The sequence below is a fragment of the Proteiniclasticum ruminis DSM 24773 genome (assembly GCF_000701905.1).
GTDB classification, from domain to species: Bacteria; Bacillota; Clostridia; order Clostridiales; family Clostridiaceae; genus Proteiniclasticum; species Proteiniclasticum ruminis.
Window position 1 is genome coordinate 15,749 of record NZ_JNKC01000017.1, and the last position, 14,164, is coordinate 29,912.

The window sequence follows — 14,164 nt, forward strand, 5'->3', positions numbered from 1 at the left end:
ATGGTCATAGGGCTGATTGTATCTGGAGGAAAAGGTCTCCGAATGGGGTCAGAAGTGCCAAAGCAGTTTCTGCCAGTCCATGGTGTGCCGATTCTTCTGCAAACGCTGATGGCATTTGATGAAGTGGAGACTGTGGATGCTCTGGTGCTTGTTCTTGGCAGGGATTTCATCGAGTATTTCAAGGGGCTGGGATATACCCCAGTGAAACCTCTTTATATCGTCGAAGCGGGAGAGGAGAGATTCTCTTCTGTGCAAAATGGTCTGAAAAAGGCCTACGAACTGGATCCCGAATCTGTTGTACTCATTCATGACGGTGTAAGACCGTTGGTTTCCAGAAGAATTATTGAGGATGGAATAACCTATACTAGAAGACATAGGGCAGCAGCTTGTTCTGTGGCGCTGAAAGATACCGTGAAGTCTGTAGGGTGTGATGGTTTTTCCACAGGGACTCTGGAGCGTGAAAAATACAGGCTGATTCAGACGCCTCAGTGTTTTTTCACAAAAGAGATCCTCTCAGGTCATGAAAGAATCCAAGAGATTGAGAAACAAGTGACAGATGATACTGCGGTTTATGAGGCTTTTTTTGGTTCCGTTTATCTTTATGAGGGATCCTATGAGAACCTGAAGGTCACAACACCTGAAGATCTTCTCCTTGCAGAAGCGATTCTTACTAACAGAGCGATAGAAAACTGTAAATAAATAATATTTTTAAGAGGTGCACCATATACGCAAGTATATGGTGTTCTTCATTGGCGTTCAATTGTTTTGGTCGTATCATACTGCCAATAAAATGAGGGTTGTGTTAATTTATTCATAAAATGTTAACGATATTACAGAAAATCTATTCGACTTCTTTCGCGATTAGTGTTAAAATATCCGTAAAGGGTTACATGAGCTGTTCTACAAGCTTAGAACGTCTCAGAAGGTTGGAGGAACTTATGCGGAGTGAGTTGAAGCAGATACTGAAAAAGTATCCCGTCATAGCGGCCGCAAAAGATGTCCACGGCCTGGAAGATGCATGTCAGTCAGAAATTCAAATTATCTTCATCCTTTTTGGGGATATCATTAATTTGCCGAATATTGTCAAGAAAGCAAAACTTTGTGGAAAGCTTGTCTTTGTTCATATGGATCTCATTGAAGGTCTGGATACGAAAGAGATTTCTGCTAAGTACATTCGGGACTTTACAGAGGCGGATGGAATCATATCCACCAAGTCAAATGTCATCAAGGCTGGAAATGAGATGGGACTCATTACGGTGCAGAGGTTCTTCATGCTGGATTCCATGGCAATGGAAAAAGCGAAGAAACATATGGAGTATGCCTATGCAGATGCATTTGAAATTCTTCCCGGGGTCATTCCCAAAATCATTAAAAAGATTTCTAATTTTACGGAGATTCCCATCATTGCAGGTGGCCTCATAGAAGATCAGAATGACACATATACAGCTCTCAGTTCGGGAGCATCAGCAATTTCAACAACTAATAAGAGTTTGTGGAAATTTGTAGTAGAGTTATAGAGAAAGCTACAAGCTTATTAAGTTTGTAGCTTTTTATATATACAAAAATAAAAAATACCAGGGGGGTACAAAATGAAAAAGTACGTTATCGCACTTGACCAAGGAACCACCAGTTCCAGAACCATCATCTTCGACAAAGAGCAGAATATCGTTGGCGTTGCTCAGAAGGAATTTACCCAGATTTATCCTAAGCAGGGCTGGGTAGAACATAATCCAATGGAAATCTGGTCCTCACAGTATGGTGTCCTGAATGAAGCTATGGCTCAGGCTGGTATCCGAGCTGATGAAGTTGCGGCCATCGGTATCACAAACCAGAGAGAAACAACTGTGGTTTGGGACAAGAACACAGGAGTTCCTGTATACAATGCCATCGTGTGGCAGTGTAGAAGAACATCCAACATCTGCGATGAACTGAGAGCTAAAGAAGGAATGGCTGACTACGTAAGAGAAAACACCGGTCTTCAGATCGATGCTTACTTCTCAGGAACAAAGATCAAGTGGATCCTTGACAACGTAGAAGGTGCTCGTGAAAAGGCTGAGGCTGGAGATCTTCTTTTCGGAACAGTGGATACATGGCTGCTCTGGAAACTTACAGAAGGTAGAGTTCATGCTACAGACTACACAAACGCATCCAGAACTATGGTTTATAATATCAAAGAACTGAAGTGGGACGAGAAGCTTCTGGCTGAACTGAACATTCCAGCATCCATGCTTCCAGAAGTTAAGAAGTCTTCTGAAGTTTATGGCGAAACAAATATCAATGGAGTTATGGTTCCAATTTCCGGTATCGCTGGTGACCAGCAGGCTGCTCTTTATGGCCAGACCTGTTTCTTGCCTGGTGAAGCGAAGAACACATATGGAACAGGATGCTTCCTGCTTGTAAACATCGGTGAAGAAATGAAACTGTCCAACAACGGACTGGTTACAACCATCGCTGCTACATCCCATGACAAGGTTCAGTATGCTCTTGAAGGTTCCATCTTCGTTGGTGGCGCTGTAATCCAGTGGATCAGAGACGAACTGAAACTCATCTACGATTCAAAGGACTCCGAATACTTCGCTACAAAGGTGAAGGACAATGCAGGCGTATACGTAGTTCCAGCATTCGTTGGACTTGGTGCACCACATTGGGATCAGTATGCTAGAGGAGCAATCCTTGGCCTGACAAGAGGAGCAAACAGATATCACATCATCAGAGCAGCTCTGGAAGCAATTGCTTATCAGACAAAGGATGTTCTGGTTGCTATGGAAAAAGATGCTGGCATCGAACTTCAGAATCTGAAGGTTGACGGCGGAGCTTCTGTAAACAACTTCCTGATGCAGTTCCAGGCTGACATTCTTGACAGATCCGTTCTTCGTCCAGTGATCGCTGAAACCACAGCTCTTGGTGCTGCATATCTTGCAGGTCTTGCTGTTGGATTCTGGGCTAACGAAGATGAAGTGAAGACCAAGTGGGCTGTTGATGGAGAATACAATCCTAAGATGGCTGGAGAAGACCGTGATGCTTTATATGCTGGATGGCAGAAAGCAGTTGGCAGATCTCTGGATTGGGAAAACAAATAGACAAAAAGTAACAACTGACATTAATCTTCTCACTATGCCGGATACGGCATAGTGAGATTGAATAATGAACTCGACGAAAGAACCATAGAAATACTGTCATGGCGTATAAATGCCATATAAGCAGCGGGTAAGGAAGGAGCATGAAGAATATGATAGGTCTTATTTTAGTTTCCCATAGTGAAAAAATCACCGATGGAATTAAAGACCTGGTGGTAGAAATGACGAAGGACGAGGTGCCTATAATCTCCTGTGGTGGTACCACCGATGGACGACTAGGGACCAGTGCCGACAAGATTGTGGATGCCATCAATGAACTGTCTGGATGCAATCGTATATTGATATTTACAGATATCGGAAGTTCAATCATGAGCTCAGAAATTGCATTGGATCTTGTGGATGAAGATCTCAAGGAAAAGTGCATTCTGGTAGATGCCCCTATCGTTGAAGGTGCCTTTGTGGCGGGTGTGCAGTCCATGGTCAGTGATGATGTGGATGCTGTCCTCGAGGAAGTCCAACTGACCAAATTAAGCAAATTTTAGTTGGCTACAACTAAAAAAACACAAAATGAGAGGAGATATACTATGAAATTTGTAAAGAGCACAGTAGGTTTTGCCATTGCTGGTATGTTCGTTATGAGCATTTGGGGCGACTGGGCAGGAGCTTACGGAAATCTTGGTGGCTGGTTTGCAGCTGTAGCAATCATCGGACCAATGTGGTTCCTGAACCACTATATCGGACTTGTAGACAATCCTGGAGACCATGCATTTGTTGATATGGCTTGGGGTATTGCTTGGGTTGGTATTATGAGAGACGTATTCGGTACTGGAGAAAACACGTTTGACTTAGGCAGACTGGTTAGCTCTCTGCCAACCATCGGTCTTCTCACAGTCGGTGCTTTATTAGCTGGTTTGGCTATTAACGCATTCAACAAAGCGAAGTAAGGGATAGGAGGTATAAATAATGGAACTAGGTAACATCATTACAACAATTGTAGGCGGATTTATGTTCCCATTCCTGATCTCCATGATGTGGGGAAAACTGGTTGAAGCCTTTGGCCCAATCGGTGGCTGGATGGCAGCTGCATTTATCGTTGGAACCATGTGGGCACTGAACCATGGTCTTGGAATGGTATATCAGTCAGGTACAGCTTGGATCGATATGGCTTGGGCAGCAGGTACAGGTTTATTCTTTGCAGACGTGTTTGCTGGCAAGAAGATCAACGGAAGCACAATCCTTGCGGGTATCCTTGGTGGTATCATCGGTGGATTCGTTCTTTCAAGCTTCCTATAGAAATTTTAGTAGCCTATTATTGAGGATGCACACTGTGCATCCTCTTTCATTTTCAGCGGAAAGGTTCTCAGAAAGCAGCTCTTTCGCTATAATAAGGTAAGAAGCATTTGAAATGAGGAAAAAATATGGATTTTGAACAGATGAACATACGCACAAAAAAGGAAGACAGCACCAAGGATGGAAAGGATCTTGCCTACCTTATGGAGAGAGCTGGAATGCAGTTTCGAGTCAAGGAAGTGCTGTATAAGACACCTTTTGGACTAGTAGAAGAGAGTGTTTTTCAGGAGAAGATTGAAAGTGTACTAAAAAGAGAAGGCTTTGCAGAGTATTATTCTTCGGGGACCGGAAATATAAAGGGGCTCATAGATGCGGCACACCAGTATGCTTCAGACCGGGTGACATCCTACAAGGATCTTCCTTACCGGATGATGACCAAGGAGAATGTGCAGCTTCAGGAGGGACATTATGCGTCAATCTGGAAGAACAGGCATCAGAGAGTTCTTCTTGCCAGTGTTCTTGGAGAAGGGAAAACAGAAGGCATGCAAAGAGGAAAGGAAGTATTATCACTTCTTGATATTCCATTTAGAGTTGAGGGCGACATGTTTTACTATGAACATGAGGAGGGGCCTCGAGTTTATGTTTCACCGGAATTTGTGGAGAGTGAAAATATGTCAAAGCCTGACATCGATGAAGTGGAGAAGCGAACCGTTGAAACCCCAGGAGTGAAAACCGTGGAAGACCTGGTTCAGTTTTTTCAGTGTCAGATGACAGATATTCTGAAAACCATGCTCTTCACGGATGGAGATCAGGTATATGCAGTCCTTACGGAAGGAAACAACGAGGTGGATCTTAAGAAGGTTGGTCACGTGTTATCTCTGGAAGAGGATAAACTGAAGCCGCTTTCTAAGGAGAAGGTTCTTGATCAAACTGGAGCAGAAGCTGGATTTGCGGGACCTATTGGACTTAAAGTGGATAAAATACTCATTGATCACTCCGTGCGCAAAGGGAAAGCGTATATTACTGGTGCAAATAAAACGGATCATCACATCCAAGGGGTATATTATGGGAGAGATTTCTCCGGGTACTTTTATACTTTGTCTGAGAGTGAAGAATCATTCAAAGGGTGGTTGTTGGGTAGTGTTAAGGTTCATGATGAAAAGATCAGAGTACAAAGCAAAGAGGGTGGATACAGCTATGAACCTCTCACCAGTCTATGCTTGAATTTGGACCGTATGAACTATGCTCTGCTGGAGGAGTCAAAAGATGACAAGGGGTTCGCTCTATCCAAAATTCAGGCTCCTTTTTCACTGGTCATCACGATTGTTGATCCTAGAGTGGAGAAACCAAGAGAGAAAGCGGAAGAAATGTATGAAGAACTGAAATTATGGGGTGTCCGTGTTCTGAAAGATTTCAGAAAAGACAGGCTGGGCAGTAAATTCAGCGATTATGACCTTCTTGGAATACCCTACAGAATTCTGGTGTCGAAAGATGGAACTTTTGATGTGAAAAATAGAAATGGAGATCTTCTTGAGAAGGGACTTCAGAATCTAGTGGAAATTAGGAACAATGAAGTGATAGAATAGTGGATAATAAAGTAAGAAATACAGGAGGAAGGTCATGAAGGTTTATAATACCCTTACAAGACAAAAGGAAGAATTTATACCGCTGGAAGAAGGAAAGGTCAGGATGTATGTCTGCGGACCCACCGTTTATAATCTGTTCCATATCGGTAATGCAAGAACCTTCATCATCTTTGATACCATCAGAAAGTATCTGGAATATAAAGGTTACGAAGTGAACTTTGTGCAGAATTTTACCGATATTGATGACAAGATGATTAAAAAAGCACAGGATACAGATACCACGGTGAAAGAGCTTGGCGACCGATACATCATGGAATATTACCAGGATGCTGATAAGCTTAAGATCAAACGTGCCACTGTGAATCCTAGAGCAACGGAGTATATTGATGAAATGATTGCGTTTATCTCTGAGCTCATTGAAAAAGGATTGGCTTATGAAGTGGACGGAGATGTATATTACTCCACCAAGAGCTTTGCGGGCTATGGAAAACTGTCAGGGCAGAACCTGGACGATCTCCAATCGGGTTCCAGAGTTGAGGTGGATGAACGGAAAAAAGATCCTATGGATTTTGCTCTGTGGAAGAAAGTGAAACCTTATGAACCATCCTGGAAAAGCCCTTGGGGATTTGGGAGACCAGGCTGGCACATTGAGTGCTCTTGCATGGCGCTGAACCTTCTTGGGGAAACCATTGATATACATGCAGGGGGCACTGATCTGGTCTTCCCTCACCATGAGAATGAGATTGCACAGAGTGAAGGCCGTTCCGGAAAAACCTTTGCCAAGTATTGGCTGCATGGGGCTTTTATTAATGTGGACAACCGGAAGATGAGCAAATCGCTCAATAATTTCTTCACCGCCCGTGAGATTCTGGAGAAATATGATTCAGAAGTAGTCAGACTCTTTATGATATCTGGGCATTACCGAACGCAGATCAACTTCACCATCGAGCTTTTGGATTCCGCAAAAGCAAGCCTTGAGAGGATGTACAATGCACTCACAAGGCTGAATGGCTATCTCAGCACTGCATCAGAAGAAGTACAGCCTGAGGATGAAATGGTGAAATCTTCTCTTCTTGCGTATAAGGAGAGATTTGTGGAAAAGATGGATGATGACTTCAACACAGCAGACGCCATCTCCGTGATTTTTGAACTGATACGGGATGTTAATATTAAGATTAACGAAAACTCCTCAAAAGCCCTGATCACCTTTGCTATGGAGCTTTTAAGAGATCTAGGCTCACCACTGGGAATCCTTCAGAATTCTGTGGGTGGCACCTTGGAAGAAGAGATTGAAGCTCTCATTGAAAAAAGAAATGAAGCCCGTAGGAATCGTGATTTTGCAACGGCTGACAAAATCCGAAATGACTTGGCGGCGGAAGGGATCATTTTGGAAGACACACCTTCAGGTGTAAGATGGAGCAGGAAGAGTTAACAGATTAGTTTCAATCCATGGGGTCGTGACAAAAATGTCAGGACTCCATTTTTTGACAAAAGCAAGGTGAAAACCATTAGATATTGTGCAATTTTAGTACGATATAACGGTTCGTGTTTAATAATCGCACAATATTTTAACGATTTTCGCAATTCGTGGGCTTCATTCTAATTGTTTTCATTGTTAATTATGAAATAATTGTAAATGTAATAAGATTTTTAAAAAGTATTGTCTGATGATTAACAATGTATTAGAATAGGGATGTAGTCAATACAAACAATAAAACACACGGAGGGACAGGGGAAACATGAAAAAAATATTTGCATTAGTCTTATCATCTGTACTTGCACTATCTGTATTCGCAGGTTGCGCTAAAACTGAGGAGCCAGCTGAAACACCAGCAGAAACTCCAGTTGAAACACCAGCTGAAACACCAGCTGAAACACCAGCTGAAGAGCCAGCTGAAGCAGGTGCAATCGTTAAGTTAGGTCTTGGAATCAAGACAAGCATTGGTAAGTCCAATTGAAACACCAGCTGAAACACCAGCTGAAACACCAGCTGAAGAGCCAGCTGAAGCAGGTGCAATCGTTAAGTTAGGTCTTGGAATCAAGACAAGCATTGGTAAGTCCAAGGATCTTACTGATGGAGCTGCTACCGGACAGGTAGATTCAGTTATCGTTGCTGCTGGTTTTGACAAAGACGGCAAGATCGTTAGTGTTACAATCGACACAGCACAGGATAAGGTTGGTTTCGATGCAGAAATGAAGCTTACATCTGACACAGCTGTAGAAGGCAAGTCCAAGCTTGAACTTGGAGATGCTTATGGCATGAAGGGTGCTTCAGGAATTGGCAAAGAATGGAACGAGCAGATCGAAGCATTCGGTGCTTGGATGATCGGCAAGACCGTTGAAGAAGTTAAGGCTCTTGAACTGGTTGACGAAGTAACAACAAACGAAGAACTTACATCTTCCGTAACAATCAAGATTAGTGGATACATTTCCGCTCTTGAAGAAGCATATGCTAACGCAATCGAAGTTGAAGGCGCTGAAAAGGTTGGTCTTGGAGTTGTAACTTCCATCGCGAAGTCCAAGTCCATGGAAGGCGAAACAATGGCAGTAGCTCAGGTTGATACTACTGTAGTTGCTACAGCTCTTAAGGCTGATGAAACTATCGCAGGAACATTCATTGACGTAGCTCAGACTAAGGTTGAGTTTGACAAGGATGGTAAGGTAACAAGCGATAAGGCTGCTGATGTGAAGTCTAAGCTTGAACTTGGAGATGCTTATGGCATGAAGGGTGCTTCAGGCATCAAGAAGGAATGGTTCGAACAGGCTAAGTCTCTTGCAGAGTACATGGTAGGCAAGAAGGTTGCTGATGTAACAGGAATGGAACTGGCTGAAAACGTGCCAACTTCTGAAGATCTTACATCTTCCGTAACCATCAAGGTTAACGGATACCTGGCAGCTCTTGAAAAAGCTGGTAAGAACGCTAGATAATTAGAACTCTTAGAAAACTCCTCCAGTATCTGGAGGAGTTTTTTTATGAAAGCAGTTTTTTCCATAATAATTTAAGGAAATCATTCGGGAAAATTCACCCGTCTATGGTATAATTTTCCGGTAAATGTAACTCAACACAAACTTAAAGATACCGGGAGGTTTCTATGAAGAAATTTATGAAAATCATCTCCTCGCTTCTTCTTGCTGCAGTTGTCATCACTGGATGTCAGACCGCACCAAAGGAAGAAGTGAAGACCAAATATCAGGACACATTCTTCGAGTATTTTGACACAGTGACCACAGTCATTGGTTACACCGACACTCAAGAAGAGTTTGACGCCTACTTCACGGAGATTAAAGAGGAGTTTAAAAGACTTCATGAGCTGTTCGACATCTACAACAGTTATGATGGTATAAACAATCTGAAGACTATCAATGATCAAGCGGGGAAAGAACCGGTGAAAGTGGATCAGACCATCATTGATCTTCTGAAGTTTTCAAAAGAGTGGTATGGCAAGACCAATGGGAAAGCAAACATTGCCATGGGCGCAGTGCTTCGGGTTTGGAGTGAATACCGAGAAGAAGCAGAGTTTGATCCGAACCTGGCAAAGCTTCCGCCTATGGAGCTTCTAGAGGAGAAGAATGCACACACAGACATCAATAAGGTGATTATTGATGAAGCGGCAGGCACCGTATATCTGGAAGATCCCCTGATGAGCCTGGATGTGGGCGCTGTAGCAAAAGGATATTCTGCGGAATACGTAGCTGACAAGATGCGGGAAAAAGGCTTCACAAGCCTTATTATCAGCGCAGGTGGTAATGTGAAAGCTTTGGACAAGCCTTTGGATGGGGTCAGAGACAGATGGGGTATTGGCATCCAGAATCCTGATGAGAACATTTTCACGGGGGCGGCCAGCTTGGATACCGTTTTTGCCAATAACATCGCAGTAGTCACTTCTGGTGATTATCAGAGATTCTATGTGGTGGATGGCAAGAAGTATCACCATCTGATTGATGCGGCGACACTGATGCCGGGAACACAGTTCAAGGCGGTAACAGTTGTCATGGAAGACTCTGGTCTCGCGGATTTTATGTCTACCACCTTATTCCTTTCCAGTCTGGAGGAGGGAAAAGAGATGCTTTCCCAGATTGAAGGGGCTCATGCGCTATGGGTCACCCACGACAATGAGATTATTGTATCTGATGGCTTCTCATCCATGCTGAAAAGCGGCGGAGCTTCCGGCGCGGATTAGTAAAAGTAGATTCACCTTGAGTTTCAGTAAAAATAATGAATTAATCTCTTTACTTTTGGAGATAATACGAGTAGAATATTGTATGGCATATCCAAAAGATACAAAATACCGCGGCAAAGTATTTAAATTTTTGGAGGTAAACACAAATGGCAAAAATGATGGGACCACGTTTTAAAACAGCAAGAAGACTAGGTCTGAATGTTGTAGGTCACCCAAAGGCAATGAACAGAGCAAAGAGAGGAACATCCAGAGCGGACAAGAAGTTGTCTGAGTATGGCGTTCAGCTGCTTGAGAAGCAGAGACTTAGAACTTATTATGGCGTGCTTGAAAAGCAGTTCGTCAGATACGTAGATAAGGCAATGAAGAGCAAGGAGCAGACAGGTGCAATGCTTCTGAACCTTTTGGAGAAGAGACTGGACAATATGGCTTATAGAATGGGCTTTGCTTCTTCTATCAGACAGGCAAGACAGTTGGTTAGCCACGGACACTTACTGGTTAATGGAAAGAAGATCGACATCCCTTCCTATGGTCTTAGCGTAGGAGACGTTGTTGAGCTGAGAGAGAAGTCCAGAAAGACTGAAATGTTTGTTGAAAACTTCAACAACCTTTCCGCTTCACCACTGGGATATATCTCTAAGGATGTAGAGAACTTTAAGGCGACTCTAGTTAGAGAACCACAAAGAGAAGAACTGCCAATCGAAATCAATGAACAGTTGATCGTTGAGTACTACTCTAAGTAATCGGCATCACAAGGGGTCTGATACAATTCAGGCCCTTTTTTTCTACCATGAATTCATTTGTGAAATTGTGGATTATTTATAAAGGAGCTAGGAACGATATTATGGGAGAACGCATGATGCAGCAAATGCCTCTTACGGATGCTGGAGCAAGAAATTACAATCCGTTGTCACTGGCATTTATTGGAGACAGCATTTATGAAAACTATGTGCGAGAAAAGCTGATTCTGACACATCCGACCATGCTGCCGCGAGATCTTCATATAGAAGCCATCCAGTATGTGAAAGCTGCAAGCCAAAGCAGGATCATAACGCACCTGGAAACGCAGCTGTCTGAAGAAGAGCATTATATATATAAAAGAGGAAGAAATACGAAGTCCCATACCATTCCGAAGAATGCGGATGTTCTGGATTATAAAAGAGCCAGTGGTTTTGAAGCACTGATTGGGTATTTGTATCTCACAGGGAAAAAAGAAAGACTTGAGGAAATCATTATGTATTCCTTTGAAGTCATTGAAAGAGGAGAATCTCATGACGAAGAAAGATAATAAGAGAAGAATTGCTTTTGAATATGAAAAAGAGCAGGTAAAAAGAACAAGGAAAGAGCGTCCTCAGAGAGAAGTGCGAGAAGAAAAAGAAATCAATGAGAATGTGATTGAGGGAAGAAATCCGATTCTGGAAGCTTTTGACAGTAAAATTACAGTGGAGAAGATACTGGTGTCCAAGGGAGATAACCAGGGATCCATTATTAAAATCATGTCCATTGCAAAAGAAAGAGGTATTCCTGTCATTGAAGTGGATCGAAGAAAACTGGATACAGTGGCCAACACGCCGCAGCATCAAGGCGTAGTCGCCTATATCACACCTTACAGATATGTGGAAGTTGCGGATATTCTCGCCATTGCCAAGGGGAAGAACGAGAAGCCTTTCGTGATGATACTGGATGAAATTGAAGATCCTCATAACCTGGGATCCATCATCAGAACGGCAGAGCTTTGCGGAGTTCATGGAGTAATCATTCCTAAAAGAAGAAGTGTGGGTGTCAACAGCACGGTGTTCAAGACCTCTGCCGGAGCAGTCAATCACATGGCCATCTCTAAGGTGACAAACATTGCTAGAGTGATAGATGAACTGAAAGAAGAAGGCGTTTTTGTTTATGGAGCTGATATGAATGGAGATTCCAGAAGCCATGAAACGAATTTTTCTGGTGGTGTAGCGCTGGTCATCGGAAATGAAGGAAAGGGACTATCCAGACTGGTTCGTGAGAAGTGTGACGGTGTTGTGAGCATTCCTATGGTGGGTAAAGTAAACTCGCTGAATGCCTCTGTGGCCGCAGGTATTCTGATGTACGAAGTGATGAAGTCCAGACTCTAATGCTTTCAATAATGAGGGGTGGAGTAAGCAGTGGCAGAAACTATGCTGACTGGTGCTTCAAGGTGATGGAATAGATGAAAAGGGTATTTATTGACGGTTATAATGTGATCAATGCCTGGTCTGATCTTAAAGACCTTGATCTAGGAGCGGCCAGGGACAAGCTTGTGGAGTACATGATCAATTATGCGAGCTTTTATGGAGCAAAGGTGACCATTGTATTTGATGCCCACCGGGTATCTGGCAACAGCCAGCATAAAGAGTATCGGGCACCCATTGAAGTGGTCTACACGAAAGATAAAGAAACTGCAGATGCATATATTGAACGAGCAGTGGACGAGCTGGGCAGAAAAGTGGAAGTGCTGGTGGTTACATCAGACAATCTGGAGCAACAGATTATTTTCGGAAGAGGAGCTCAGAGAATGAGTTCCATGGAGTTCAGAGTGTCTTTTGAAGCAGCGGAAAAGCACATCAGTGAGAAGACGGAAGCTCTTTCTGACCGGAAAGGGATGAAGCTTTTTGAACATATGGATGAGGAATCCAGAGAAAAACTGGAAAAATTACGTAGAAACGGCTGAAAGCTTGACTTTTAGCCGTTTTTGATTAATAATCTTAGTAAATTCAAGTGATAGCAGTTGTTTGCTTGATTTAACGGGAGGGAACGCTTTGATGTTGGACGATAAAAAGTACAAAAGCTTATCCGATGAAGAGATTGTTTTCCTCGCCCAAAATGGTGACAAGAGAGCTTCAGAGTTCATCACAGCCAAATACCTTCCTTATGTCCGAAATAAATCCAGAGCATACTTTCTGGTAGGTGGAGAAGTGGAGGATATCATGCAGGAGGGGCTCATCGGTCTCTATGAAGCGATCCAGGACTACAGCGACAGTAAGCAGGCTTCTTTTAAAACGTTCATGGACATCTGCGTAACGAGGCAGATTATGACGGCGCTGAAAGCGGCTTCCAGGCAGAAACATATTCCGCTCAATACCTATGTATCGCTCAATAAACCTTTATTTCAGGAAGAAACGGACAGAAATTTTCAAGATACCCTCATCACGGAAAAAGTGGAAGATCCGGAGTCTTTATTTATTGATGTGGAGAAGACCATAGAAATCAATCAAGAAATTAAGCGATCTCTTTCAGAGTTTGAGTATAAAGTTTTAAGACTTTATCTTCAGGGGGTCAGCTATGTGCGGATTGCAAAAGTCCTTGAGAAAGAAGAGAAAGCCATTGACAATGCCATTCAGAGAATACGCAAAAAACTCTCTAAAAACCTGATGGAAAGCACTTCCTGAGATTTTTCTGGAAAATAGTATTGACAGAATCGAGCCTTTTTAGTAATATTGATGAGGTGAGAGAAATGCCCATATAGCTCAGATGGTAGAGCGTCACCTTGGTAAGGTGGAGGTCAGCGGTTCGATTCCGCTTATGGGCTCCATTTATTCTTTTTATAGATGAAACACCAGGCCCCGTTGTAGGGACTAGTCATGATAGAAAAAACGTATTATAATAATAAGGTAACGCTTATTCATTTAAGGAGGAAAGAAACATGGCAAAAGCAAAATTTGAGAGAAGCAAGCCACACGTAAATATCGGAACCATCGGTCACGTAGACCATGGTAAGACCACACTTACTGCGGCAATCACAACTGTACTGTCCCAGAAGGGATTTGCACAGGCAACCAAGTATGACCAGATCGACAAGGCTCCAGAAGAGAAGGAAAGAGGAATCACCATCAACACTTCTCATGTAGAGTACGAGACAGACAACAGACACTACGCACACGTAGACTGTCCTGGACATGCTGACTATGTAAAGAACATGATCACCGGAGCAGCACAGATGGACGGAGCAATCCTTGTTGTATCTGCAGCTGACGGCCCAATGCCACAGACCAGAGAGCATATCCTTCTGGCATCC

The 14,164-nt window shown here is 43.0% G+C and carries 17 protein-coding genes and 1 tRNA gene; all 18 read left to right on the plus strand.

Features of this window, described 5'->3' with window-relative positions:
- A complete protein-coding gene (gene ispD / locus T487_RS0112745; protein ID WP_031577509.1) occupies positions 1–699 on the plus strand; it encodes a 2-C-methyl-D-erythritol 4-phosphate cytidylyltransferase in 699 nt (232 codons plus the stop codon).
- 239 nt (positions 700–938) lie between these two features.
- Positions 939–1,517 carry a glycerol-3-phosphate responsive antiterminator gene (locus T487_RS0112750; protein WP_031577510.1) on the plus strand — a complete coding sequence of 193 codons (579 nt, stop codon included), beginning with the start codon at positions 939–941 and terminating at the stop codon, positions 1,515–1,517.
- A gap of 72 nt (positions 1,518–1,589) precedes the next feature.
- Complete coding sequence (gene glpK / locus T487_RS0112755) at positions 1,590–3,080, plus strand: glycerol kinase GlpK (protein ID WP_031577511.1); 1,491 nt, start codon at positions 1,590–1,592, stop codon at positions 3,078–3,080.
- 140 nt (positions 3,081–3,220) lie between these two features.
- Complete coding sequence (gene dhaM, locus T487_RS0112760) at positions 3,221–3,619, plus strand: dihydroxyacetone kinase phosphoryl donor subunit DhaM (RefSeq protein ID WP_031577512.1); 399 nt, start codon at positions 3,221–3,223, stop codon at positions 3,617–3,619.
- Between the two features lie 42 nt (positions 3,620–3,661).
- Positions 3,662–4,021, plus strand: a complete 360-nt coding sequence (locus tag T487_RS0112765) for a Lin0368 family putative glycerol transporter subunit (RefSeq protein ID WP_031577513.1) — start codon at positions 3,662–3,664, stop codon at positions 4,019–4,021.
- A gap of 19 nt (positions 4,022–4,040) precedes the next feature.
- Positions 4,041–4,370, plus strand: coding sequence for a Lin0368 family putative glycerol transporter subunit (locus T487_RS0112770; protein WP_031577514.1), 330 nt, complete (start codon positions 4,041–4,043; stop codon positions 4,368–4,370).
- 125 nt (positions 4,371–4,495) lie between these two features.
- A complete protein-coding gene (locus T487_RS0112775; RefSeq protein WP_031577515.1) occupies positions 4,496–5,953 on the plus strand; it encodes a YbaK/EbsC family protein in 1,458 nt (485 codons plus the stop codon).
- A gap of 34 nt (positions 5,954–5,987) precedes the next feature.
- Positions 5,988–7,385: a cysteine--tRNA ligase gene (gene cysS / locus T487_RS0112780; RefSeq protein ID WP_031577516.1), complete on the plus strand. Its 1,398-nt coding sequence runs from the start codon at positions 5,988–5,990 to the stop codon at positions 7,383–7,385.
- Between the two features lie 307 nt (positions 7,386–7,692).
- On the plus strand, positions 7,693–7,911 hold the full coding sequence (locus T487_RS0112785; protein WP_031577517.1) for a hypothetical protein: 219 nt from the start codon (positions 7,693–7,695) through the stop codon (positions 7,909–7,911).
- Positions 7,877–8,881, plus strand: a complete 1,005-nt coding sequence (locus tag T487_RS0112790; protein WP_155953274.1) for a hypothetical protein — start codon at positions 7,877–7,879, stop codon at positions 8,879–8,881. Before T487_RS0112785 ends, T487_RS0112790 begins: the two co-directional genes overlap by 35 nt.
- A 164-nt stretch (positions 8,882–9,045) precedes the next feature.
- The gene (locus tag T487_RS0112795; protein WP_031577519.1) at positions 9,046–10,134 is read left to right on the plus strand and encodes an FAD:protein FMN transferase; all 1,089 of its coding nucleotides are present in this window, start codon (positions 9,046–9,048) and stop codon (positions 10,132–10,134) included.
- A 146-nt stretch (positions 10,135–10,280) separates the two neighbouring features.
- Positions 10,281–10,874 carry a 30S ribosomal protein S4 gene (gene rpsD, locus T487_RS0112800; RefSeq protein WP_031577520.1) on the plus strand — a complete coding sequence of 198 codons (594 nt, stop codon included), beginning with the start codon at positions 10,281–10,283 and terminating at the stop codon, positions 10,872–10,874.
- Between the two features lie 101 nt (positions 10,875–10,975).
- On the plus strand, positions 10,976–11,419 hold the full coding sequence (locus T487_RS0112805) for a Mini-ribonuclease 3 (RefSeq protein ID WP_242848065.1): 444 nt from the start codon (positions 10,976–10,978) through the stop codon (positions 11,417–11,419).
- A complete protein-coding gene (rlmB, locus tag T487_RS0112810) occupies positions 11,403–12,245 on the plus strand; it encodes a 23S rRNA (guanosine(2251)-2'-O)-methyltransferase RlmB (RefSeq protein ID WP_031577522.1) in 843 nt (280 codons plus the stop codon). Before T487_RS0112805 ends, rlmB begins: the two co-directional genes overlap by 17 nt.
- 74 nt (positions 12,246–12,319) lie before the next feature.
- Entirely contained in the window at positions 12,320–12,820 is a 501-nt protein-coding gene (locus T487_RS0112815; protein ID WP_031577523.1) for an NYN domain-containing protein, read from the plus strand.
- Positions 12,821–12,911: 91 nt separating this feature from the next.
- Positions 12,912–13,538, plus strand: coding sequence for an RNA polymerase sporulation sigma factor SigH (sigH, locus tag T487_RS0112820; RefSeq protein ID WP_031577524.1), 627 nt, complete (start codon positions 12,912–12,914; stop codon positions 13,536–13,538).
- Between the two features lie 67 nt (positions 13,539–13,605).
- Positions 13,606–13,681 (plus strand) — tRNA-Thr (locus tag T487_RS0112825).
- 111 nt (positions 13,682–13,792) lie between these two features.
- The coding region (locus tag T487_RS0112830; RefSeq protein ID WP_031577526.1) for a GTP-binding protein at positions 13,793–14,164 on the plus strand (372 nt) is incomplete at its 3' end.